Here is a 22,213-nt window from a genome sequence, read left to right on the forward strand (position 1 = left end):
CGATACAATACGGAGAGGCGCAGCGATGCGCTCGGCGGCCGCACGCCGGCCGAGTTCCGCGCCGCGCTGGGAAGGGCCGCGTAACGGTCCAAGAAATCGTCCGCAGTCCCCGCCCAGAACGGGACACAGTTTCCCAGACGGCGGATTCCGGAAAGTGCATCCCGGAATCTACGTCTAGACTGGGACACAGTTTCCCGCTGACTCTCTATATGGAAAACGCATCCCAGAATGGAGGTCCAAACTGGGATGCGCTTTGCGCTATTGAAGATATGAGGCTGCGAATCAGCTGCTCGGCCTATGCCTATGCCTGCTGCCAGGTGTCGACAAGCTCCTTGGCTGCGGCGTGGGGGTCGTCAGCGCTGCAGACGGCGCTCACCACAAAGAAGCCGTCGACGCCGGTGGCCTTGAGCTGCGGCAGATCGGCTTTTTTGACGCCGCCGCCGACCACGATGGGAACGGGGCTTGCCTCATGGAGCGCAGCCAGGTCCTCAAAGCTCTTGGTGATGATGGAGCCATCTGCCGCGCGTCCACAGTCGCGCTTGGTCTCGGTCTCGTGGAGCGGGCCGATGCCCAGGTAGTCGACTAGGCTCATGTCGGCGGTCTTGACGTACTCGAGCATTTCCTCGCAACGGGCCGAAAGGCCCACGATGGCATCGGGGCCCAGAAGCTTGCGGCAGACATCGACGGGAATATCGCTCTGGCCCACATGCACGCCGTCGACGGCGATACCCTGTTCGCGTGCGGCGAGTACGCAGTCCAGACGGTCGTCGATAAGCAGGGCGACCTTGCCGGTCTTGCCGGCGCGAGCGATAGCCTGCGCGGCGTCGCCCGTCAGCGCGATGATCTCGCGGGCACTTGCCACCTTGGAGCGCATCTGGATGCAGGTAAAGCCGGCATCCAGCGCCTGCGCTACCACATCGCCCACGGGACGTCCCAGCGTGTTTTCGGGGCCGAGTACCAGATAGGCCGAGATATCAAGGTTGTCGCGGATGCTCATCGTGCTTCCTCCTGCTTTTTGATCTGCGCTTCCATGCGCTCGAGTTTGCCGGTCATGGTGTCGGTAAACCCGGGTCGAATATCGGCTTTGAGCACGACTTCGGTGCGGATGCCCTTGCTTGCCAACACAAAGGTTGCGTCGCGTACGACCTGCATGACCTCGTCCCAGTCGCCCTCGATCTCGGTGAACATCGAGGTGGTGCGGTTGGGAAGGCCGCTCTCGCGAATGACGCGCACGACCTCGGCGACCTCGGCGGACAGCTCGTCGCCTGTGCCGCACGGGGCGATGGCTACGGCGACGAGCGTGTTCATGTCGGCAGCGGTTGCGGGTTCGGACATGGCTTATGCCTCCTCGAGCTCGAGGTGGTTATTCGCAATATCCTGAGCGGTCGCGCGGTAGAGTTCGTCGATAAAGGCGACCTTAAAGCTTGCCGGGGCATCGGCGACAGAGGCGGCACGCGTGCCGGCAACGTTGTAGACAGCGGTACCGCAGATGGCTGCCGTAAACGGATCGGCGGCGCAAGCGTACACGGCCAGGACGCCGCCCTGCGAGCAGCCACAGCCGGTAATCTTGGACATGAGCGGGCTGCCGCCGTGGGACTTGGCCACGGTCGTGCCGTCGGTAATCAGGTCGACTTCGCCCGAGACCACTACGGCGCCGCCGGTGTAGCGGGCGAGTGCCACGGCAGCGCCGCGGGCGGCGTCGACCGTATCGGTGGTATCGACACCGCGCACGCGGCTCAGGTCAGCCGCCTCGCCTTCAAGACCCCATAGGCCGGCGAGCGCGATGATCTCGGAGGCGTTGCCGCGCACGATGGCGGGCTTGTACTGCTTGAGCTCGTTTACCAACTGGGTGCGCAGACTACCGATGCCCAGGCCCACCGGATCGAGCACCCAGGGCTTGCCGGCGTCGTGTGCCGCCTTGGCCGCACGGGGAATCGTCTGCTCGTAGATGGGGAAGAGCGTGCCCATGTTGAGATAGATGGCGCCGCCGCCGGCAACGAGCGCCTCGCCCTCGTCGGGCAGATAGACCATGGCGGCCGAACCGCCTACGGCGAGCTGCGCGTTGGCGACAAAGTCGATCGTCACCGTGTTGGTGATGGAGCCGGCCATCGGGTTGGTGGCGCGAATCTCCTCCACGGCCTTGACCACATTTTGTTTAAGCTGTTTCGAATCAATCACTGCACATGCCTCCTTGGCATAGAAAAGGGGCGCTGTGCATAGACAGCGCCCCTGTAAAGGCGGCATGCTCCCTACGCCAGCATTAACTGACAGGTTCAAAGGATTGGGCCCCATGCCCTCTCAGCCTTGTGGTTTGCACCGCCGGCACTCCCGCATCGAATCTGTTGTTCCCTATACTAGCGCACCTGCCAAAAAGGGACAGGTTTATTTTGGTAGGTGGCAACTGGGGCGTCGCATTTTCCCAGATAAAACCTGCCAAAATAAACCTGTCCCTTATTGGCAGGTCGCTACAATGGATACGGTGAAAATGACTGGGGGACTCTATGATCAAACTTGTGCTGACCGATATGGACGATACGCTGATTCCAGCCGGGCATGACGGCGCCAGCGACTACGCCATCGAGGGCATTCATGCCATGCAGGCGGCGGGCCTGCACTTTGGCCCGGTTTCGGGCCGTCAGCCGTCCGCGATGGGCTGGATGTTTCGTAATCGCTCCGAGTGCTTCTCGACCGGTGCGTTCTGCAACGGCCAGGTCATGTTTGTCGACGGCGAGGTGGTAGCCTCGCATGCGACCGACAACACCGCCCTTATTCGCTTGGCTGACTACTTGGAGCAAGAGACCGATGATACCTATCTGAAGGTCTACAGCCTGGGCGATGACTATTGGGACAATGACGCCTATTGCGTGACGAGCGACCCCGAGCGCGTGCGTCGCGCTATGGAGTCGGGCGGCAACGCGTGGCTCAAAGGCGAAGAGGCCCCGTGCCGTCCCGTTGTCGGTGACGCGCCGGTGTTCAAGGCGAATATCTGGAGTGCCCGTTCGCGTGAGGGGCTCGCGGAGCTACGCGAGCGCGTTGCCGCCGAGGTGCCGGAACTCTCGCTTGTGTTTCCCAACAACCGAGTGCGCCTGTTTGACATTCTTCCGGCTGGTTGGGACAAGGGCTGTGCCACGCTGGAGCTGGCGCGTGCTTTGGGCCTAACGCCCGACGAGGTGGCGGTGTTCGGCGATTCCGATAACGATCTGCCCATGATTAATGCCGTTCCCAACTCCGTTGCAGTCGCCAATGCCAATGAGGCCGTCACGGCTGCCGCGCGTTGGCATATCGGCGCTGCGGCAGACGATGCGGTTGCCGGGGCTCTGCATCAGATTGCCGCCTGCGCCGCGACGGGGGAGATGCCGTCGTTTATGCGCCAGATGGGCGCGACGGGTCTTGGCGTCACGAACGTCTAGGGAGAAAGTCATGAAGCTTCAGCAGCTCAGGTATGTTGTTAAGGTTGCCGAATGCGGCAGCATCACCGAGGCCTCGCGCCGGCTCTTTGTGTCGCAGCCTTCGATTACCGCCTCGATTCGCGATCTCGAAAACGAGATGGGTGTGCACATCTTTGAGCGCACCAACAAGGGCGTCATTGTGTCCGAGGAAGGCGAGACATTCTTGGGCTACGCGCGCCAGGTACTCGATCAGGCCGATCTGCTCGAGGGCAAGTACAAGGGCGCATCCGAGCAAGTGCCGCACTTTAGTGTGAGCTGTCAGCATTATTCCTTTGCCGTTAATGCGTTTGTCGACGTGATCCGTGAGTTCGATGCAGCGCGCTACGACTTTACCCTGCGCGAGGAACAGACTCACGAGATCATCGAAGATGTCGCGCACATGAAGAGTGAACTGGGCATTCTGTACTTATCCGAACATAACCGCGAGGTTATCGAGCGCATGCTGGCGGCCAACGAGCTCGTATTCGAAGGACTCTTCTGCGCCACGCCGCACGTCTTTGTATGCGCCGACCATCCACTGGCGGACCACGCCAGCGTGACGCTCGAGGACTTGGAAGACTATCCGTTCCTATCCTACGAGCAAGGCAGCTACAACTCGTTTTACTATTCCGAGGAACTGACCTCGACGTTTGAGCGCCGCAAGAATATCCGCGTGCGCGACCGTGCGACCTTGTTCAACCTAGCCATGGGTCTCAACGGCTACACGGTGTGTTCGGGCGTGATTAGCCACGAGCTTAATGGCCCCGGTATTATCTCGATTCCGCTCGATGTGGATGAATACATGGAGATCGGCATTATCACGCGCAAGAATACGACGCTCACGCGCTATGGACAGGCTTATGTCGAGGCCATCCGGAGGCATATCTAACCGGTAGCGTTTGATGTTGCTGTCTTGAGCTGTCGAAATGGATATAGGAAAACTATATGGCAAACATATATAAACGCATATTTTACGATAACCAGGAGTGCGCTCATACTCTTGCTCGCCAAAGTATTCCATGCAAAAGGAGATTCCTATGAGCAATTCCACCCAGCTCAAAGCGCCGTTTCGCGCCGATATCGTCGGCAGTTTTCTTCGTCCGCAGGCCGTAAAGGACGCCCGCGCTGCCTATGCGGCAGGCGCGCTTGATGCCGAGGGACTTAAGGCAGTCGAGGACGAGGCCATTCGCGATTTGGTGGCAAAGCAAAAGGCCGCCGGCCTGCAGGTCATCACCGACGGCGAGTTCCGCCGCAGCTACTGGCACCTCGATTTTATGTGGGGTCTCAACGGCATCGAGCGCCGCACCTCGCGTACGGGCTATATGTTCCACGATGAGGAGACTACCGCCGACACCGCCGTGGTGACCGGGCCTATTAGCGGCGAGAACCATCCGTTCGTCGAGCACTTCAAGTTTGTCAAGGCGCTTGAGGGCGAGGGCCAGGTTGCGCGGCAAACCATTCCGGCGCCGATCCAGACGTTCTCCGAAGTCACGCTCGACCGCTGCGATGGCCAGCAGGAGAGCCTGCGCGCCGTCTACAAGACCGACGAAGAGCTCGCCGATGCCATCACCGCAGCATACCGCACCGTGATTGCCGATCTGTATGCCGCGGGTTGCCGCAACATCCAATTTGATGACTGCACCTGGGGCATCTATTGCGATACTGACTTTGTGTCCAAGACCGGCATGAGCCCGGTTGACCTGCAAAAGGTGAGCGAGCTGGGCGTGGCGCTCAACAATGCTGCCATCGCGGGCAAGCCTGACGACTTGGTGATCAATACGCATGTATGCCGTGGCAACTACCACTCTACTTATGCCTTTGAGGGCGGCTATGATCCCATCGCCCCGTACCTGTTTGCGCATGAGGACGTTGACGCGTTCTATCTGGAGTTCGACACTCCGCGCGCCGGTGGTTTTGAGCCGCTCAGGTATGTTGCGCCCGGTAAGAAGGTCGTGTTGGGCCTGGTGACCACCAAGGCAGCCGAGCTCGAGGACGAGGACGCGATCGTCGAGCGTATTCATGAGGCAGCAAAGTACGTGCCGCTTGAGAATCTGTATCTGTCTCCGCAGTGTGGCTTTGCCAGCTGCGAGATTGGCAACAAGCTGACCGAAGGCGAGCAGTGGGCAAAGATCGCGCTGGTCAAGCGTATTGCCGAGCGTGTTTGGAAATAGCGGTACCGTTTGCAAGTGACGGCGCGTGCGAGACATGGCGTATCGCGTACAATGGTTCGGACCGTATCGTTCGGGCAGGTTATCCGCTATGCCCGAGCGCCCTTCCATTCGAAAGGACATCCATGTCCCAGTCCTCGACGCCCGCCGTCACCGATGCCATCTACGACGCTTCGTCGCTCGGCCGCCCGCGCATGTTCCTGCTCGGTCTGCAGCACCTGTTTGCCATGTTTGGTGCCACGGTGCTGGTGCCCGTGCTCACCGGCCTTTCGGTATCGGCAACGCTTTTGTTTGCCGGCTTGGGCACGCTGCTATTCCACTTCCTGTCACGCGGTAAGGTCCCCGCATTTTTGGGCTCATCGTTTGCCTTTATTGCCGGCTATGCCGCAATCGCGCCCAACGGCGAGGCCGAGCTATTGCCCTACGCTTGCCTGGGCGTTGCCTGCGCCGGTTTGCTCTACCCGGTGCTTGCGGCGCTCTTCCGCGCGTTTGGCGCCAAGCGCGTCATGCGCTTCTTCCCGCCGGTGGTGACTGGCCCCATTGTCATTTCGATCGGTCTGATCCTGGCGAGTTCCGCTATTGCCAACTGCCAGACTAACTGGCTCGTTGCCGTGGTTGCCGTCGCCGTAATCGTCATCTGCAATATTTGGGGTCGCGGCATGGTCAAGATCGTGCCGATTTTACTGGGCGTCGTGGTGAGCTATGCCGTTGCGGCTGCGCTGGGCGAGGTCGATTTCTCCGGCGTCGCAGCCGCTCCCTGGCTTGGCTTGCCTGTCGTGTGGGACAACACGGTGTTTGCACTCTTTGGGCCGCAGTTCGATAGCGGCCTTGCCACGACGGCCATCATCACCATCATGCCGCTGGCCTTTGCAACCATGATCGAGCATATCGGCGATATATCCGCTATTGGCTCCACCTGCGAGCGCAACTACATCGCCGATCCCGGCCTGCATCGCACGCTGCTCGGTGATGGTCTCGCCACGATTCTGGCTTCGCTCTTTGGCGCTCCGGCCAACACCACGTATGGCGAGAACACCGGCGTGCTCGCCCTGACGCGTGTGTTTGACCCGCGCGTGATTCGCATTGCCGCGTGCTGCGCCATCGTGCTTTCGTTCTGCCCCAAGTTCGCTGCCGTGATCGCCGCCATGCCGGCATGCGTTATCGGCGGCGTGTCGCTCGTGCTCTATGGCATGATCAGCGCCGTGGGCGTCCGTAACCTCATCGAGAACCAGGTCGATTTCCAGAACAACCGCAACGTGCTGGTGGCCGCTCTGGTGCTCGTGCTTTCACTCGGCATTGCCTACAGCGCCGCCGGTGGCATCGTGCTGGAGCTGGGCGGCGTGACGATTTCGCTTTCGGGCCTTGCCGTGGGCTCGCTGGTGGGCATCGTGCTCAACGCGATTCTGCCTGGCAACGACTTTGAGTTCGCCGTTTCCGAACTTGAGGAGACTGTCGAGTAGTAGTTGTGTTCAGCTAAATCAAAAAAAATGGCGCCCGTGCGTACGCGTGGGCGCCATTTTTAATGCGTCAGTATCCAGTGTATGCCGCGGGCCATGCGCACACCGGTTTGGGCAAAGTGGTTACCGGGGTTGAGCTCGAAGGTCGCGGGGATGCCTCGGTCGCTGAGTAGTTTCTCCATTGCGCGCGTGTCGTCGAGTACGTGCCGCATCATGCGGTTGGGCGTCTTGGTCTCCTTTTTGCCGAGTGATAGATAGACGGCGTTGGGCGCGGCTGGCATCGTGTGCCCGTGTGCGTAATCGACAAATCCGGGAAACCATAGGGACCCCGATGCGCTTGCGGCACGGTTAAAGGCATCGGTCTGCCAGAGCGACCAAAGCGAAAAGAGGCCCGCCAATGAGTAACCGGCAATGCCGCGCCAGGTAGGCGGGCAGGGAAGTGATGGCTCGACCTCTGGGATTATCCGATTCAGCAGTTCATCGAGAAACCCGGACGCCTGACCACCAAAGGGCTCGGCATCGCGCACGGTTCCGTCGCATTCCCAAGGGCTCAGCTCGCGATTCCAATTGAGCCCGCCAATGGCGACCAGGGTGAATGGCGGGCAATCAAGCTCAAGACAACGGCTATAGACCTCGGTGCCGTCACCCATGACCGCGGGAAGGTAAATGACGGGCGCGCTTTCGACATGCTTTGAATGAATGGTTATCTGCTTTTGACGCGCTTCCATGACAAGCTTCTCTCTGCATTTCGACATCTACAAATACGATTGTCGCACGTCGGCGTAGGGACCGTCGCTAAAAGAAAGGCGCAGAGCCGCTTGATACGACTCTGCGCCTTGAGGTTTTGCTTTGGCAGCTTTGCCCTTACGCTACAAAGAAGTAGACGAGGAAGGCGAGTGCTGCGATCCACATGAGCGGCTTGATCTTGGAGGCCTCGCCCTTAAAGAGTGAGACGACCACGTAGGCGATAAAGCCCAGACCGATGCCGGCAGAGATGGAGTAGGTGAAGGGCACGCCGGCGACAATCATGAACGCTGGGAAACCCTGCGACACGTCGGACCAGTCGATCTCGGAGGCCTCGCTCATCATGAGGTAGCCGACGTAGACCAGAGCACCGCAGGTGGCGGCGCTGGAAACGATGGTGACGATGGGGGAGAAGAACGCGGCGAGAATGAACAGCACGCCGGTGGTGACGGAGGTGAGGCCCGTGCGGCCACCGTCGGCAGCGCCAGAGGTGGACTCGACGAAGGTGGTGATGGAGGAGACGCCCATAAAACCGCCCACAGCAGCGGCGGCGGAGTCGACGAGCAGGATCTCCTTGATATTCTCGACGTTGCCGTCGTCGGTGAGGAACTCGCCCTGCTTGGCCACGGCCATCGCGGTGCCCATGGTGTCGAAGAAGTCACTCATGAGCAGCGAGAACGAGATGACGAGGAGCGTGGGGTCGGTAAGGACCTTGACGATGGCGGGCACGCCGCCGGCGTCGGCGATGGGGCCACCGATGCTCGAGAAGTCGAGCGGGGCGATAATACCGGTCGGAGCATGGGTCACACCTAGGGGGATACCGGCGATAACGGCGACGATGATGCCGATGAGCAGCGAGCCGGGGACGTTGCGGCAGGCGAGGGCGACTGTCACCAGGATGGAGATAATGCCGACGATGAAGGTGGGGGAGGTGATGTCGCCCAGACCGACGAGTGTACCGGCGCCAGCGGTGATAATGCCGGCATCGCACAGGCCAATCATGGCGATGAACAGGCCCAGGCCCACCGAGATGGCGTGACGCAGGACAACCGGGATGGCATCCATGATGGCCTCGCGCAGGCCACAAAGCACGAGCAGCAAGATGACGACGCCCTCAAGGAAGATGACGCTCATGGCCACGTGCCAGTCACCGCCGCAGACGGTGGTGGTGATTCCAGCGATCATCGCGTTGACGCCTAAGCCCGACGCGCAGGCGAGCGGGCGGTTGGCGAAGATGCCCATGCAGATGGTCATGATGCCGGCGCCCAGGCAGGTGGCGCAGGCGAGCGCTCCCGCATCGATGCCAGCGCCCGAGAGCACCGCGGGGTTGACGGCGATGATGTAGGCCATCGCCAGGAATGTTGTCAGTCCAGCGCGGAGTTCGGTCCCGATTGTGGACTTGCGCTCGCTGACGTGAAATAGTTCGTCCATGCATACCCTTTCCTTGTTCGGCCCCGAGTTTAGGCCGATTGACACGAACTTACCTACTATATCGCCTTTGGAAGGTCGATGCTTCTCGCATGTTGAAGTTCGGCGCTTTGTAACAGGCGGACGGTATTTTTCGCATGAAAATATGTAGGTACCGTATACTTAAGCAGTTACATTGAACTCTTTGGAGGAACGTATGATTAAAGAGCTCTGCCGCGACGAGGCTATCCTGTCCCAGCGTTGCGAGGTTGCGACTGTCGAGGACGAGTCGGTCGCACGGGATCTGATCGATACCATCAAGTCGCTCGAGGACGCCGGCTGCCTTGCCGCCAACCAGATTGGCGTCACCAAGAAGGTCTGCGTCTATCTGGACGACGCCGGCGAGCCCCACGTGCTCTACAACCCCCGTCTGGTGTTTGGCCTGGGCGCCAGCAAGATGGAGGAGAGCTGCCTGACGCACGACGAAATCACCAAGTCCACGCGCTATATCAAGTGCAAGGTTGCCTTTGACCAGATCGTCGACGGCAAGATGAAGGAGTGCCGCCGCGACTACACGGGCTTTGAGGCACAAATGATCCAGCATATGATTGATCACTGTCTTGGAAAATTGGTCTAAGGGGACCAAAGCGCCGCACCTTGCCGCTCAATCTTCGCTCGCGTACCTTAAGTACGCTTCGCTCCTCTTTCGTGGCAATCTGCGGTATTTTGACTCCTTAGACGACCTGCGGGGTTGACTTGGTTGAGTTTATCTTGCTTGTGTGGTCCGGGCGTGACGTTATTGTCATGTCCGGGCTTTTGTGTTTAGCGCCTATTTGTTTGGTAACAATGAGCTTAACAAGGACGTATGGCTAGGAGGCGCCATGTGCACGAGCATTCGATTTACCGATAATTCCGGCAACATGTATCTGGGTCGCAACCTCGACTGGAGCTTTAGCTACGGCCAACAGGTTCGCGTGATGCCCCGCGGGTTCCATATCCCGTATTCGTTTATCGACGATGCGTCGGCGGCACACGCGGTAATCGGCATGTGCATCGATTACAAGAACTATCCTATGTTTTTCGACTGTGGTAACGATGCGGGTCTGGCTGTGGCAGGGCTCAACTTTCCCGGTTATGCCGAGTATGCCGAGGACCCGGTTGATGGAAAGACCAATATCGCGGCCTATGAGTTTCCCCTGTGGGTGGCAGCGACGTTCTCGACGGTCGACGAGGTAGAGGCTGCGCTGCGCGACACGGTGATTGTTGCCAAATCTGCCGGAGAGGGGCTGGGTGTGTCGCTGCTCCATTGGATTATCGGCGACAGCCGGCGCAGCATCGTGGTCGAGATGATGGCTGACGGTCTGCATGTATACGACGATCCGGTCGACACCCTTGCCAATCAGCCGACCTTCCCGTGGCACATGGAAAACCTGCGCACCTATATCACCGCCACAAGCGATTTTCCTCAGACGGCGACATGGCGTGGCGCCGAGCTCAAGCCCTATGGCGCGGGTGCCGGCATGCGCGGTATTCCGGGTGACTGCTATTCGCCGAGCCGTTTTGTAAAGGCGGCATACCTCAATGCCAATTACCCGCAAAAAGACAGCGAGGCCGAGAACGTCATTCGCATGTTCCGCTCGCTCGAGGGGGTGGCGATGATCGAGGGTGCGTCCAAGATGGGTGACGGCAAGTTCGAGAAGACTATCTACACCGGATGCTTTAGCGCGCGCACGGGCAATTACTATTACTCAACGTATGAGGATCCGTCGATTCGCTACGTGAGCCTGATGGATGCCGAGGGCGCGAGCCCCGATAGGCTCGTGGTTCCCGAGCCGCGTCGTTCGTAGCCGGCGGTTTTACTGCAATGCAAAGCGGCCCTGCGCCTCCCGTGAGGCGCAGGGCCGCTGTCGTCGACGCGCGACGTCGTTAGAAGTTGGCGTCGTTGAGTTGTTCGCTCTCGAGGCCGTCGAGCTGTTGCTGTTCGGGCGTATCGGCGACGCTCCCGAGCAGCTCGGTGGGGTCGAAGTTCATGTCCCTACCGGCTTCGTTGCTGTTGCCAAGGTCGTTCGAGAAGATATCGACATCCATTTCCTCGGCTTCCTCGATCTGAACTTTGAGCTGGAGTTATTGGCGAGCAGCGCCGCGCCGCTGATCATGGCAGGTAGAATCAGCCACGGCGCCACTTTGCGCACCAGGCTAAACAGGGCGAAGATGCCGCTCTCGTTGTGGTTGTCGGCCTTCATGGCGATTACCACGTACTTGACCGTGCTGGTCTTGGAGGTTTGCCTCCAGTTTGGCGTGCGCCACGTGGACTCCCTTGGACATCCGGTTATCTGTCTTGGACAGATAACTTTTATGCCGTCTTTATACATACAAGAGCTGTTTGGCACATCGGGTAATTTTAGACAATAATCCCCAGCTGAGGATTATTTATGTACGCAGGTAGCATTTCAAAACAGGGGCGCATCCGCTGTATGGCTTTGCTGCAATGTAATAACCGCGGACGCGCTCCTGCTTTGAAACTGAAGAGGGAACTTTTAGACGCGTGCTGCCTGAGCGATACCGGTCTTGGCGCCTGAGCGTTTACCGGCGAGTTCGCAAAAGATCGCGCCGCCGATGATAAGCACGGCGCCCATCAGGCGGACCGGTGTTATGACTTCGCCCAAAAGGGCGGACGAGAACACGACGGCCGAAAGCGGCTCGAGGTAGCCGACGACAGCGACGGTCTGCACGGGCAGTTTGGCGACGGCGCTAAAGTAGAGCAGACAACCGATGCCGGTGTTGACGACGCCGAGCATAGCGACGGCGCGCCAATCGATGGTTGCGGCGATGCTGGCGGACAGGAATGAGGGGGTGCCTTGGGTGACGAGTGTAAGGACCAGCGCGGTCACAAAGGCGGCGCTCACCTGGAGCGCGGAGTTCTCGAGGCCTTCGATGTGCGGCGCGCCCTTGCTGGCGATGACCATCAATGCATAACAGAAGGCCGAGGCGATTCCGCAGACGATGCCCGCAATGGGCATATTGCCGCCTAGACCTTGCGCTGCAATGAGGAAAGCGCCGCAGGCGACTGCGATAAACCCGGCGATTTTGCCACCGGTTAGTTTTTCGCCAAAGATAAACGGCGAGAGGGCCATGACGATGATGGGGCCGCAGTAGTACAGCAGCAAAGAAACGCCGACGCCGATCGTCTGATAAGCGCGGAACAGAAAAATCCAGCTGGCGCCCAGCGCGGCTCCCGAGAGGAGGAGGGCTGCGGCTTCGCGGGGGCGAGAAGGCGCATGCAGCTTATGGCGTTGGGTAATGGCGAGGATGGTGACAAGCGAAAGGGCTCCCAGAAAAGTGCGCAGCAGCACGATATCGGAGCTCGGGAGTGCGATGGCCGCAGCGATGATGCCGTTGGAGCCAAACAACAACAATGCTGCTAAATACGTAATCAATCCGTTGTCCATGCGCTGCCGTCCCCTCTATATCCGTGCATGCTCACTATGGGTGAACTGGCTTTAGAAGAAAAGCGAATATAATGTATGGAAAACATGACAAAAACTCATGCGAAGGTGGAGGCATGTCGTGGAAACGAATATTCAAAAGATGCAGGTGCTGCTGGAGACCGTGCGCGCTGGAAGCTTTACGCGTGCTGCCGAGCGCCTGAGCTACTCGCAATCGGGCGTGAGCCGCATGGTGGCCGATCTTGAGGCCGATTGGGGCTTTAAGGTACTCGACCGCAGTCGTGAAGGTGTTGCTCTTTCTGCCGACGGGCGGCAGGTCATGCCGGCTGTCGAGGCGCTCTGCGAGGAATTCGTTCGCTTGCAGCGACGGGTGGATGAGATGCGCGGGCTCATGCGCGGCAAAGTCTGCATCGGTACGTTTTCGAGCGTGGCGACCCACGTGCTGCCGCCGGTGATTGCGCGTTTTCGTGCTGATCATCCAGACGTCGATTACGAGTTGCTGATGGGCGACTATTCAGAGATTGAACAATGGGTGGCAGAGGGTCGCTGCGATCTGGGCTTTATCCCTCGTGAGCCCCGAGAAAACGGCATGACATCGCTGCCTTTGGTGCGCGACGAGTTAATGGCGGTAGTGCCGTCAGGCTCGTTGTTTGCCACGGCGGAGGTCGTCTCTCTTGCCGACTTGGCCAACGAGCAGTTTATTCTGCTAGAACGCGGCACCGATGACGAGATTACGCCGCTGTTTCGTCGGGCGGGACTGGCAGTGCACTCAAAACTGTCGACCTGGGATGACTATGCGATTATGGCTATGGTCGAGGACGGCCTGGGTGTGAGCATTCTTCCCGCGCTCATCATGCGCCGCTGTCAGTTCGATGTTGCCGTGCGTCCGCTCGAAGGGCATCCCCATCGGCAGATCAACGCCATATATCGAACGGCCGATGTTTCGCTTGCCGCCGCCCGTTTTCTCGAATACCTCTAAATGGGCGCACGTCGTTACCGCCTTGGGATAAATCTTGAGGTTTGGGTCATGTTATTTTTGAAATTGAACTTTTAGAAATAGCACGGCGCTATACTGCTTGCTAAATTGAACCTTGGTTCAATTCGTGTTCTATAAATTGAACTTTGCCAGCAAGGAGGTTCCTGTGACCCAAGAGACGTTTAGCGATCGCCTGCGACAGGCTATGTCCGATCGCGACGTTCGCCAGTCGGACGTAATCCGCGCATCGGAGATGCTCGGCAAAAAACTCGGCAAGAGTCAGATGAGCCAATATGTGAGCGGCAAGACGATTCCGCGGCGCGATGTGGCAGAGCTGCTCGCCCGCATTTTGGAGGTCGATGTTACCTGGCTGCTCGCCGGTGACGCCGATCAAGGCGAGACATCATCGACCCACAACGTTTCCAAGCCCGAACCCTATCCCTCAGCTCAAATTGCAAGGAGCACCACCATGCGTACTTTTTCTAAATCCACCAAACTCGAGAACGTTCTGTATGACGTGCGCGGCCCCGTTGTCGACGAGGCAGCCCGTATGGAGGACGAAGGCGAGTGCATCCTCAAGCTCAACATCGGTAATCCGGCGCCCTTTGGTTTCCGCACGCCCGATGAGGTCATCAAGGACATGCGCCAGCAGCTGCCCGACTGCGAAGGCTATTCCAACTCGCGCGGTCTGTTCTCTGCGCGTAAGGCGATCATGCAGTATTCGCAGATCAAGGGCCTGCCCAATGTTCAGATGGAACATATCTACACGGGCAACGGCGTGTCCGAGCTCATTCAGCTTTCGATGAACGCGCTGCTCGACAATGGCGACGAGATTCTGATTCCCAGCCCCGATTATCCGCTGTGGACGGCGTGCGCAACTCTTGCCGGTGGACATCCTGTGCACTATCTGTGTGATGAGCAGGCCGATTGGTATCCCGATCTGCAGGATATGGAGTCCAAGGTCACGAGCGCGACCAAGGCCCTCGTCATCATCAACCCCAACAACCCCACGGGCTCGGTCTATCCGCGCGAGGTGCTCGAGGGCATCGTTGAGATCGCGCGCAGGCACCAGCTCATGATTTTTGCCGACGAGATCTATGACCGCCTGTGCATGGACGGCTACGAGCACGTCTCCATTGCATCGCTCGCCCCCGACCTGCCCTGCATTACGTTTAGCGGCCTGTCCAAGTCGCATATGATCGCGGGCTATCGCATTGGCTGGATGGTGCTTTCGGGCAACCAGCGCTGCATGAGCGACTTCATCATGGGCATCAACATGCTCTCCAACATGCGCCTGTGCTCCAATGTGCCGGCCCAGTCGATCGTCCAGACGGCGCTTGGCGGCCATCAGTCGGTCAACGACTACATCCGCCCCGGCGGTCGTGTCTACGAGCAGCGCAACTTTGTGTATGAGGCGCTCAGCAAGATCGACGGCATCTCGGTGGTCAAGCCGCGCGCGGCGTTTTATATCTTCCCCAAGATGGATGTTAAAAAGTTCAACATCACCGATGACGAGCAGTTTGCCCTCGACCTGCTGCACGAGAAGAAGATCCTCATCACGCGTGGCGGCGGCTTCAACTGGGCTGAGCCCGATCACTTCCGCATCGTGTACCTGCCGCGCATGGAAGTGCTCAAAGAGTCGCTCGAAGACCTCGCCGATTTCTTTGATCACTACCGCCAGTCCTAATTGGTTCCGCCGTTCTACCGAACGGCGAACCGCTTGACGCTACGCGAGCCGCATTCACGCCAATCTGACGTTCAATTTCGAGGGCGCGACCAGAAGGTCAGCGCCCTCTCATTTCACGTCACCTTGGCGCAAATGCGGCTCGCTCGCTGTCGTGTGCTCAGCCTGCGTCGTTACCATGATCCAAAGGGGACGGAGGAAAACAGATCATGTTCCTTGACTCGCGGAACTATATAACGACGCCGTTGCAGTGGTCGATTTCGTGCTGGATGATCTCGGCGGTGTAGCCCGAGAAGTTTTTGATGCGGTGGACGAAGTTCTCGTCCAAATACTCCACCTTAATGCGACGATAGCGGGTACAGGGACGCTCGCCGATTAGCGAGAGGCATCCTTCGCTGGTCTGATAGGCATTGACCTGCTCAAGAATTTGAGGGTTGTACATCAGGAGCGTCCTGTTGCCGTCCTTTACGCAGATGATGCGTTTGCGCACGCCGATCATGTTGGCGGCGAGCCCCACGCACTCGTGCTCATGCTCGTGGAGCGTATCCAGGAGGTCCTGCCCGATCACGGCATCGTCGGGCCTTGCGTCTTCGGAAGGCAGGCGCAAAAAGAACTCGGATTTCATGATGGGCTTAATCATGGCGGGCTCCTCATGTCTTATGCTTTGTGGACTTTTAATAATAGCGCGGAAGGAAAGCTGCGCGTCCGCGTTACAATCTTTCGACGTTGGACCATGTTGTCAGATTCGTCGCGTGCGGCGTCTGGCGTAAGTCTAGGGCTCATTTTTCGCCCCGGACTGTTCCTCTGGGGCGATGCGACTGTCGTTCCAAGAGGAAGGAAATGCATGGGGAGCAAATCTCAGCAACAAGTTCAAGTAGCGCCATCGGCCACTGCGGCGTTTCTCGTCGTAATGTATATTGCAGCCTTTGTCGCCGCGTTTAACGAGAACATTATTAACGTGGCGTTGCACGACATTATGGCGGCCTTTTCGGTGAGCGCCACCACGGCGCAGTGGCTCGTTTCGGGATACATGATCGTGACGTCGATCTTTACGGCCATCATGGCCTTTCTGTCCGGCCGTTTCTCGACACGCAAACTGCTGTTTTTCGCATGTGGATGCATGGTTGCCGGCGAAGTCCTGTGCCTGGTCGCCCCGTCGTTTGGCGTTTTGCTGCCAAGTCGTATTTTGCAGGCTGCGGGATCGGGCATCTTGTTCCCGCTCATGATGAACGTGGTGCTGTCTTGCGCCCCGCGTCAGAAGCTCGGTCTGTATCTGAGCTTGGGCGGTGCCTGCATTACGCTGGGGCCGGCGTTTGGACCCGTGATCAGTGGTCTTATGTGCACGTTGTTTGGCTGGAGGGCGGTGTTCGTAGTGCCGCTGGTGGGCGGCATTGCGGTCGCTGCGGCGGGCGTTAAGTTTGTTCGGAATGTCGGAGAGCGCTCGAACACCACGCTTGATATTCTGTCGGTTGTTTTGCTCGCCGCCGGCATTACGGCATTTGTGTATTCCGTTGGCGAGTTCTCGACCAATCTGATTGCCGGTATCGTGACGCTTTTCGCCGCCGTTGTGCTACTCGGCCTGTTTGCGGCCCGTCAGCTCAAGCTCGAGCATCCGGTGCTTAACGTTCGTCCCATGGCGAGCGTTCGTTTTTGGCCTGCGTGCCTGCTTGTGGTGGTGTCGATGATGACGACGTTCTCGATGAGCGTTTTGTTGCCGCTCTATTTTGAGGGCGCATACGGCATGACCGCACTTGTTGCGGGCCTGCTCATTTTGCCGGCGATTGCCTGCAACGCCGTGACCTCGATTGTGGGCGGACGCGTGATGGACACTCGTGGCGCATGGCCGCTGCTGCCGGTCGGCTTTGCCCTGATTGCTGTGGGGCAGACTTCCATCTCGATGACGGCGGCAAACATGAACATCGGCGTCGTCGTGGCACTGACCATTGTGGTGTATGCCGGAGTCGGTTTGGTGCTGAGTCCCTCGCAGACGGCCGGCTTGGAGACGCTGCCTGCCGCTGAGCATCCTCACGGAACGGCATTGCTCAACACGTGGAACATGATTGCCGCATCGTTTGGCCCATCCCTGTTTATCGGCCTGCTCTCGAGTTCTGCAGCGACTGCCGGCGCGGCTGGCGCTGCGACAGATGTTGCCCAGGCGATTGGGTTTGCAGCTGCCGTGCGTGTGGCGGCTGTAATTGCCGTGGTCGGGTTCGCGGCGTCGCTGGTGTACGCTCATCGCGAGTTGCACATGTCGCATTAATGTGTGCACATAGATTCTGCAGCTAGATTGGATGGCGACACCATAAACTAATGGACGTTTTGCCGAGAGGCATGAATGTTTAAAGCGCAAAGAGTGCGCGACGGGCCCCGCGAATGGGGCGATGATGCCCGAGAGGGCCAAGAAGGAGTCTCATGTCCGAGAACGAAAAGATCATGAACGAGACCGAGAACGAGACCATGGCTGCCGAGGTCGAGGCAGTCGAGACCGTGGAGACCGAAGCTACCGAGGTTGAGGCTGCTGACGAGGTTTCCGCCGAGGAGGAGGCCGAGGTTGTCGAGGCCGCCGTTGATTACGATGACGAAGAGCTGATGGACAAGATGCAGAAGGCCGCCCGCCTGCTGCGTAGCCGTCGCTTTGCTATTTCCAAGGAGGAAGAGGCTAAGGCCGAGCGTATGGCGAACATCGAGCGCGCCATCAAGCTCCTTGACCTCAAGCCCAAGATGGAGCAGAAGGAAATGTCCGATCTGCTGGGCATGCGCCTTCGTGAGCTCGATGGCCTGATGGCCGAGGCCGAGGCTGCCGATCTGGTCGGCCGCATCGACGACGCCGAGGGCGATATGCGCAAGATCGTCGTCTTCGCTGCCGAGGATGCCGCTGAGGGCCTGGTCGAGCTTGCCAACAAGAAGGAGAAGCTCCTGCCCGAGCTTTCTTACGAGGAGGCCACCGAGCTGATGGCCGCGCTCGATAAGGTTATCGCTCCGCTCGTCGCCATGGGTCTGGACGAGGATCGCGGTCCTCGCGGCGGCCGTGACGACCGTGGTGGCCGTGGCGGCGACCGTGGCGGTCGCGGCGGCTTTGGCGACCGCGGTAGCCGTGGCGGCGACCGTGGTGGTCGCGGTGGCCGTGGCGGCTTTGGTGACCGTGGCGGCGATCGTGGCGGTCGCGGCGGCTTTGGCGGCAACCGTGGTGGCTATGGCGACCGCGGTGGCAACCGTGGCGGCTTCGGCGGCAACCGTGGCGGCGACCGCGGCGGTCGAGGCGGCGACCGTGGCGGCCGCAACGGTGGCGGCTTCCGCGGCAACCGCTTTTAGTTACGGCGTTTTACCAAACGCCGTAACGGGCCGACGCTGCAAGCCCGCCAGAGCGGCAATCTGCCTTTCAACTTCGGCGGCATGACCAAAAGGTCAATGCCGCCTCGTTTCAAGGCGCCCTGCTCGCGTGTACGGGTTTTCGCTGTCGTTGCCAAAACATCGGCGTTGCCTTGATCCAAACCTGCCAAAAAGGGACAGGTTTATTTTGGTCGGTATTATCTGGGCAAACGTGGCCGTCTATCGCAATGTAGTCGTTGAGAACGTCCCCAACGACTACATAGCATGAGAGTGGATAATCTCCCGGTTTGAGCCTGCATCCAAGCTCAAAGTGGGAGATTATCCACTCTCATTTGCTATGCGTCCGAAAATCCACGTTCGTTTGTTTTCTGCCTACATTTGTAGGAACAGTTCGTGGAGACGGGTGTCGTCGTCGAGCTCGGGGTGGAAGGTAACGCCGAGCTGATTGTCTTGACGGGCGGCGACGATTCGTCCATCGACTTTCGCTAAGGCCTTGGCATTGCCGTGCACCTCGACGATGCGGGGTGCACGGATAAACGTTAACGGCACTTCACCGTCGATACCGCCTACCTGCCCCTTGGTGCGAAAACTGCCGAGCTGCCTGCCATAGGCATTGCGCTCAACGAGTATATTCATGGTTGCCAAGCGCGGTGTTCCCTTGTCATCGTGGGCGGAAAGGTCGCGCGCCAACAGAATCAGACCGGCACAAGTTCCCAGTACAGGCATGCCTTCAACAATGCGGGTACGAAGATCCTCGAGCATATCGAGTTCGGCAAGTAGCTTGCCCTGAACGGTGGACTCGCCGCCGGGAAGTACCAGACGGTCAAAGTTCTGCTGCAAATCGGCCGCCTGCCTCAGCTCAATACAGTGTGCGCCCAGCTCGGATAGTCTTGCTTCGTGCTCGGCAAAAGCGCCTTGGACCGCCAGCACGGCGACCGTTTGGTCTGCATAATCGCTCATGGGCGATCCTTTCTGCCGGACTAGCGCCCGCGCTCTTCCATGATAATCTCGATCTCGTCGGCGTTGATGCCCACCATGGCCTCGCCCAGGTCCTCCGAAAGCTCGGCGATGAGTTTGGCATCGGTGAAGTTTGCCACGGCCTTGACGATGGCGGCGGCGCGCTTGGCCGGGTTGCCGCTCTTAAAGATGCCCGATCCCACAAAGACGCCCTCGGCGCCCAGCTGCATCATCAGCGCGGCGTCGGCGGGGGTCGCTACGCCGCCGGCGGCAAAGTTCACGACGGGAAGCTTGCCCGTGGCGTGGACCTCGCGCACCAGCTCGACCGGAACCTGCAGTTGCTTGGCTGCCTCAAAGAGCTCGTCATCGCGCAGGGCAACAACGTCGCGGATCTGTTTTTGGATCTTGCGCATGTGACGCACGGCCTGGACGACATCGCCCGTACCCGGCTCACCCTTGGTGCGAATCATCGTGGCGCCCTCGGCAACACGGCGCAGCGCCTCGCCCAGATCGCGGGCGCCGCAGACAAACGGCACGTCAAACTGGGTCTTGTCGATGTGATAGACGTCGTCGGCAGGGGAGAGAACCTCGGACTCGTCAATGTAATCGATCTTGATGGCCTGCAGGACCTGCGCCTCGACAATGTGGCCGATGCGGCACTTGGCCATAACGGGGATGGAGACGGCCTCTTGGATGCCCTTGATCATCTTGGGGTCGCTCATGCGTGAGACGCCGCCTGCGGCACGGATGTCGGCCGGGATGCGCTCGAGTGCCATGACGGCGCAGGCGCCCGCCTCTTCGGCGATGCGTGCCTGCTCGGGCGTGGTGACGTCCATGATGACGCCGCCCTTGAGCATCTGCGCGAGCTCGCGATTGAGTTTGACGCGATCGGCCTTGCTGGTCTGTTCTGCCATGGTTGCTCCCTTGGTTGGCATGTGCATTGCTTGACGGAACATCCTATCGGGGAGCTGGGTATGGCGAAATACTCAGTTTTAGAGACAATAATAAGGCCAGACTAATACCAGATTGAATAACTCAATAAGGTCAGGTGATAAACTCATGCTTGACTACAATTTGGAAAAACGCGGCGAAGCATCGCTCTATGAGTATATTTACCAGCAAATTCGAGATGATATCGTTGCTGGACGCATTGCGGCGGGGGAGCATCTTCCGTCTAAGCGCGCCTTTGCCAATCATCTGGGAATCAGTGTCATTACCATCGAGAATGCATATAGCCAGTTACTTGCCGAGGGCTATATTTGCTCAATGCCGCGTCGTGGCTACTACGCTTGCGAGCTTCCGGATGCACCGGTTTTGGCTTCGGCTGCAGAGGGCATCGACCGGGATGCCGTCTCTGCGGGTTCTGGCGCGCATGATGTCAACGGACAGGTCGAGCGATTCGATGCACTTTCTCCTTCTGCTTTGGAGGCGGCGCGGCTTTGGCAAAGCGCGCTGCGGGCGACGCTGGCATCCGAAGACGAGCGCGAAATCTTTTCGACCGCGCCGGCACAGGGCACCACTCGGCTACGACGCGCAATTGCCCACCATCTGCGCGGGATAAGGGGCATGAATGTCGACCCCAACAACGTTGTTATCGGCGCAGGCGCCCAGCTGCTCGATACCATGTTGGTTCAGTTGCTTGGAGCCGACAAGGTGTATGCCGTTGAGGACCCGGGCTATTTGCGCCTGACGCGCATCTATCAGGCTATGGGTTGCAAAGTTCGACATATCCCGTTGGATGATGAGGGCGTAGACTTGAGCGCTCTGCTGAAAACGGGGACCGATGTCCTTCACCTGATGCCGTCCCATCAGTATCCGACCGGCCTTGTGACGAGCATTGCGCGTCGCTATGCGCTGCTGAGTTGGGCCGCCGAGCGACCAGGTCGATATCTCATCGAAGATGACTTTGATTGCGAGTTTCATCTGGCCGGCAAGCCGATTCCCGCGCTTGCTTCGATCGATGCCGCTCAATCGGTCATCTACACCAACACGTTTTCGAAGAGCCTTTCATCGGCGTTGCGTCTAGCGTACATGGTGTTGCCCGATGAGCTGATGAAGCGGTTTAGGTGCAACCTTGGTTTCTACGCCTCGTCGGTGAGCTCTGTCGACCAGGTCGCTTTGGCTCGTTTGCTGGAATCGGGTGATTACGAGCGACATGTGAACCGCGTGCGCGTTCGTGCTCGTGAGGCGCGTGATGGCCTGGTGGCGCTTGTACGGAATGCGTTTCCAGCAGGAGAGGTTTCGATCGAGCATGCAGACGCAGGTCTTTACTGCACCGTGGTTGCGGAGCGGGGAACGGGCGGAAGCTCTTTTGCGCAGGCCCTCACGCGCTCGAGCATCCCTTTTATCGATATCAGTAACTGTTATTGGTGTGCCGATGGCGCATCTGTCCCTGAAAACTCAACTCAAATTCTTGTCCAGTATGACGACCTGAGTCCGGAGGTGCTTAATACCCTGGAATCGCAGATAATGGGGCACTCTGTAACCTAAGTGAGTAGACTTTTGGCACTTTGGCGACCAGACAGTTTTGTAACAAGCTATCTACCTGTGGTTTTGAGAAGTGGGATCATCGGTCTGCTCGGGATGTCCCAAAAAGTCTACTCACTTGCCGCGCAA

The 22,213-nt window shown here is 59.0% G+C and carries 21 protein-coding genes, 1 pseudogene and 1 riboswitch; of the genes and pseudogenes, 11 read left to right on the forward strand and 11 right to left on the reverse strand.

From position 1 onward, the window contains the following. Nucleotides 1-301 precede the first annotated feature (301 nt). The 3 genes from ACTQXM_RS06245 to thiM are packed head-to-tail and all read right to left on the reverse strand — an operon-like array spanning nt 302 to nt 2,178. Entirely contained in the window at nt 302-997 is a 696-nt protein-coding gene (locus ACTQXM_RS06245) for a thiamine phosphate synthase (RefSeq protein WP_441537307.1), read from the reverse strand. Next, nucleotides 994-1,335 carry a thiamine-binding protein gene (locus tag ACTQXM_RS06250; protein WP_427719764.1) on the reverse strand — a complete coding sequence of 114 codons (342 nt, stop codon included), beginning with the start codon at nt 1,333-1,335 and terminating at the stop codon, nt 994-996. Before ACTQXM_RS06250 ends, ACTQXM_RS06245 begins: the two co-directional genes overlap by 4 nt. Before the next feature lie 3 nt (nt 1,336-1,338). Then, complete coding sequence (thiM, locus tag ACTQXM_RS06255) at nt 1,339-2,178, reverse strand: hydroxyethylthiazole kinase (RefSeq protein WP_441041834.1); 840 nt, start codon at nt 2,176-2,178, stop codon at nt 1,339-1,341. A 51-nt stretch (nt 2,179-2,229) separates the two neighbouring features. Further along, nucleotides 2,230-2,340: riboswitch (TPP riboswitch) on the reverse strand. 161 nt (nt 2,341-2,501) lie between these two features. Here thiM and ACTQXM_RS06260 point away from each other — a divergent pair. The 4 genes from ACTQXM_RS06260 (at nt 2,502) to ACTQXM_RS06275 (ending at nt 7,056) form a co-directional block, all read left to right on the forward strand. Further along, nucleotides 2,502-3,410, forward strand: coding sequence for an HAD-IIB family hydrolase (locus ACTQXM_RS06260; RefSeq protein ID WP_441537308.1), 909 nt, complete (start codon nt 2,502-2,504; stop codon nt 3,408-3,410). Nucleotides 3,411-3,420: 10 nt separating this feature from the next. Next, nucleotides 3,421-4,317 (forward strand): LysR family transcriptional regulator, encoded by an 897-nt coding sequence (locus ACTQXM_RS06265; RefSeq protein WP_427796141.1) that lies wholly within the window; start codon nt 3,421-3,423, stop codon nt 4,315-4,317. Between the two features lie 148 nt (nt 4,318-4,465). Further along, complete coding sequence (locus tag ACTQXM_RS06270) at nt 4,466-5,599, forward strand: 5-methyltetrahydropteroyltriglutamate--homocysteine S-methyltransferase (RefSeq protein ID WP_441537309.1); 1,134 nt, start codon at nt 4,466-4,468, stop codon at nt 5,597-5,599. A 122-nt stretch (nt 5,600-5,721) separates the two neighbouring features. After that, nucleotides 5,722-7,056: a uracil-xanthine permease family protein gene (locus ACTQXM_RS06275; RefSeq protein WP_441537310.1), complete on the forward strand. Its 1,335-nt coding sequence runs from the start codon at nt 5,722-5,724 to the stop codon at nt 7,054-7,056. Between the two features lie 59 nt (nt 7,057-7,115). Here ACTQXM_RS06275 and ACTQXM_RS06280 read toward each other — a convergent pair whose 3' ends face one another. Continuing rightward, nucleotides 7,116-7,781 carry an alpha/beta hydrolase gene (locus ACTQXM_RS06280; RefSeq protein WP_441537311.1) on the reverse strand — a complete coding sequence of 222 codons (666 nt, stop codon included), beginning with the start codon at nt 7,779-7,781 and terminating at the stop codon, nt 7,116-7,118. A 136-nt stretch (nt 7,782-7,917) separates the two neighbouring features. After that, nucleotides 7,918-9,228 carry an NCS2 family permease gene (locus ACTQXM_RS06285; RefSeq protein WP_441537312.1) on the reverse strand — a complete coding sequence of 437 codons (1,311 nt, stop codon included), beginning with the start codon at nt 9,226-9,228 and terminating at the stop codon, nt 7,918-7,920. Between the two features lie 193 nt (nt 9,229-9,421). Between ACTQXM_RS06285 and ACTQXM_RS06290 the strand changes: the two genes are divergently transcribed. Both ACTQXM_RS06290 and bsh read left to right on the forward strand, forming a co-directional pair. Beyond that, nucleotides 9,422-9,841, forward strand: coding sequence for a peptide deformylase (locus ACTQXM_RS06290; RefSeq protein WP_427794243.1), 420 nt, complete (start codon nt 9,422-9,424; stop codon nt 9,839-9,841). Nucleotides 9,842-10,085: 244 nt separating this feature from the next. Next, nucleotides 10,086-11,051, forward strand: coding sequence for a choloylglycine hydrolase (bsh, locus tag ACTQXM_RS06295; RefSeq protein ID WP_427719772.1), 966 nt, complete (start codon nt 10,086-10,088; stop codon nt 11,049-11,051). A gap of 79 nt (nt 11,052-11,130) precedes the next feature. Here the strand turns inward: bsh and ACTQXM_RS06300 are convergent, their stop codons facing one another. The 3 genes and pseudogenes from ACTQXM_RS06300 to ACTQXM_RS06310 all read right to left on the reverse strand — a co-directional run bounded on the left by ACTQXM_RS06300 (nt 11,131) and on the right by ACTQXM_RS06310 (nt 12,653). Beyond that, complete coding sequence (locus ACTQXM_RS06300) at nt 11,131-11,292, reverse strand: hypothetical protein (protein WP_441537341.1); 162 nt, start codon at nt 11,290-11,292, stop codon at nt 11,131-11,133. A 38-nt stretch (nt 11,293-11,330) separates the two neighbouring features. Further along, a pseudogene (locus ACTQXM_RS06305) lies at nt 11,331-11,474 on the reverse strand (KUP/HAK/KT family potassium transporter); the annotation flags it as partial. 267 nt (nt 11,475-11,741) lie between these two features. After that, on the reverse strand, nt 11,742-12,653 hold the full coding sequence (locus tag ACTQXM_RS06310) for a DMT family transporter (protein ID WP_441537313.1): 912 nt from the start codon (nt 12,651-12,653) through the stop codon (nt 11,742-11,744). Between the two features lie 118 nt (nt 12,654-12,771). Here ACTQXM_RS06310 and ACTQXM_RS06315 point away from each other — a divergent pair, with 118 nt between their 5' ends. Together ACTQXM_RS06315 and ACTQXM_RS06320 are read left to right on the forward strand one after the other, a co-directional pair. After that, entirely contained in the window at nt 12,772-13,629 is an 858-nt protein-coding gene (locus ACTQXM_RS06315; protein ID WP_441537314.1) for a LysR family transcriptional regulator, read from the forward strand. A 202-nt stretch (nt 13,630-13,831) separates the two neighbouring features. Further along, complete coding sequence (locus tag ACTQXM_RS06320) at nt 13,832-15,313, forward strand: aminotransferase class I/II-fold pyridoxal phosphate-dependent enzyme (RefSeq protein ID WP_427719776.1); 1,482 nt, start codon at nt 13,832-13,834, stop codon at nt 15,311-15,313. A 226-nt stretch (nt 15,314-15,539) separates the two neighbouring features. Here the strand turns inward: ACTQXM_RS06320 and ACTQXM_RS06325 are convergent, their stop codons facing one another. Beyond that, complete coding sequence (locus ACTQXM_RS06325) at nt 15,540-15,950, reverse strand: peptide deformylase (protein ID WP_441537315.1); 411 nt, start codon at nt 15,948-15,950, stop codon at nt 15,540-15,542. A 270-nt stretch (nt 15,951-16,220) separates the two neighbouring features. Here ACTQXM_RS06325 and ACTQXM_RS06330 point away from each other — a divergent pair, with 270 nt between their 5' ends. Both ACTQXM_RS06330 and ACTQXM_RS06335 read left to right on the forward strand, forming a co-directional pair. After that, nucleotides 16,221-17,570, forward strand: a complete 1,350-nt coding sequence (locus ACTQXM_RS06330) for an MFS transporter (RefSeq protein WP_441537316.1) — start codon at nt 16,221-16,223, stop codon at nt 17,568-17,570. 152 nt (nt 17,571-17,722) lie between these two features. Further along, nucleotides 17,723-18,622, forward strand: a complete 900-nt coding sequence (locus ACTQXM_RS06335) for a hypothetical protein (RefSeq protein ID WP_441537317.1) — start codon at nt 17,723-17,725, stop codon at nt 18,620-18,622. 390 nt (nt 18,623-19,012) lie between these two features. On the opposite strand, the gene pdxT is transcribed toward ACTQXM_RS06335, so the two are convergent. Both pdxT and pdxS read right to left on the reverse strand, forming a co-directional pair. Beyond that, nucleotides 19,013-19,600, reverse strand: coding sequence for a pyridoxal 5'-phosphate synthase glutaminase subunit PdxT (pdxT, locus tag ACTQXM_RS06340; RefSeq protein ID WP_441537318.1), 588 nt, complete (start codon nt 19,598-19,600; stop codon nt 19,013-19,015). Between the two features lie 20 nt (nt 19,601-19,620). Next, nucleotides 19,621-20,511, reverse strand: a complete 891-nt coding sequence (gene pdxS, locus ACTQXM_RS06345) for a pyridoxal 5'-phosphate synthase lyase subunit PdxS (protein ID WP_441537319.1) — start codon at nt 20,509-20,511, stop codon at nt 19,621-19,623. A gap of 145 nt (nt 20,512-20,656) precedes the next feature. On the opposite strand from pdxS, the gene pdxR reads away from it, so the two are divergent. Then, a complete protein-coding gene (gene pdxR / locus ACTQXM_RS06350; protein ID WP_441537320.1) occupies nt 20,657-22,087 on the forward strand; it encodes a MocR-like pyridoxine biosynthesis transcription factor PdxR in 1,431 nt (476 codons plus the stop codon). Nucleotides 22,088-22,213 lie beyond the last annotated feature (126 nt).

Source organism: Collinsella sp. LCP19S3_D3 (assembly GCF_052121455.1).
Taxonomy (GTDB): Bacteria; Actinomycetota; Coriobacteriia; order Coriobacteriales; family Coriobacteriaceae; genus Collinsella.

Bases quoted from the DNA above. Each gene is read 5' to 3' on its own strand.
- ACTQXM_RS06245 (WP_441537307.1), bottom strand. From the start codon at position 997: ATGAGCATCCGCGACAACCTTGATATCTCGGCCTATCTGGTACTCGGC.
- ACTQXM_RS06250 (WP_427719764.1), bottom strand. From the start codon at position 1,335: ATGTCCGAACCCGCAACCGCTGCCGACATGAACACGCTCGTCGCCGTA.
- ACTQXM_RS06260 (WP_441537308.1), top strand. From the start codon at position 2,502: ATGATCAAACTTGTGCTGACCGATATGGACGATACGCTGATTCCAGCC.
- ACTQXM_RS06265 (WP_427796141.1), top strand. From the start codon at position 3,421: ATGAAGCTTCAGCAGCTCAGGTATGTTGTTAAGGTTGCCGAATGCGGC.
- ACTQXM_RS06270 (WP_441537309.1), top strand. From the start codon at position 4,466: ATGAGCAATTCCACCCAGCTCAAAGCGCCGTTTCGCGCCGATATCGTC.
- ACTQXM_RS06275 (WP_441537310.1), top strand. From the start codon at position 5,722: ATGTCCCAGTCCTCGACGCCCGCCGTCACCGATGCCATCTACGACGCT.
- ACTQXM_RS06280 (WP_441537311.1), bottom strand. From the start codon at position 7,781: ATGGAAGCGCGTCAAAAGCAGATAACCATTCATTCAAAGCATGTCGAA.
- ACTQXM_RS06285 (WP_441537312.1), bottom strand. From the start codon at position 9,228: ATGGACGAACTATTTCACGTCAGCGAGCGCAAGTCCACAATCGGGACC.
- ACTQXM_RS06290 (WP_427794243.1), top strand. From the start codon at position 9,422: ATGATTAAAGAGCTCTGCCGCGACGAGGCTATCCTGTCCCAGCGTTGC.
- bsh (WP_427719772.1), top strand. From the start codon at position 10,086: ATGTGCACGAGCATTCGATTTACCGATAATTCCGGCAACATGTATCTG.
- ACTQXM_RS06300 (WP_441537341.1), bottom strand. From the start codon at position 11,292: ATGGATGTCGATATCTTCTCGAACGACCTTGGCAACAGCAACGAAGCC.
- ACTQXM_RS06310 (WP_441537313.1), bottom strand. From the start codon at position 12,653: ATGGACAACGGATTGATTACGTATTTAGCAGCATTGTTGTTGTTTGGC.
- ACTQXM_RS06320 (WP_427719776.1), top strand. From the start codon at position 13,832: ATGTCCGATCGCGACGTTCGCCAGTCGGACGTAATCCGCGCATCGGAG.
- ACTQXM_RS06325 (WP_441537315.1), bottom strand. From the start codon at position 15,950: ATGATTAAGCCCATCATGAAATCCGAGTTCTTTTTGCGCCTGCCTTCC.
- ACTQXM_RS06330 (WP_441537316.1), top strand. From the start codon at position 16,221: ATGTATATTGCAGCCTTTGTCGCCGCGTTTAACGAGAACATTATTAAC.
- ACTQXM_RS06335 (WP_441537317.1), top strand. From the start codon at position 17,723: ATGTCCGAGAACGAAAAGATCATGAACGAGACCGAGAACGAGACCATG.
- pdxT (WP_441537318.1), bottom strand. From the start codon at position 19,600: ATGAGCGATTATGCAGACCAAACGGTCGCCGTGCTGGCGGTCCAAGGC.
- pdxS (WP_441537319.1), bottom strand. From the start codon at position 20,511: ATGGCAGAACAGACCAGCAAGGCCGATCGCGTCAAACTCAATCGCGAG.
- pdxR (WP_441537320.1), top strand. From the start codon at position 20,657: ATGCTTGACTACAATTTGGAAAAACGCGGCGAAGCATCGCTCTATGAG.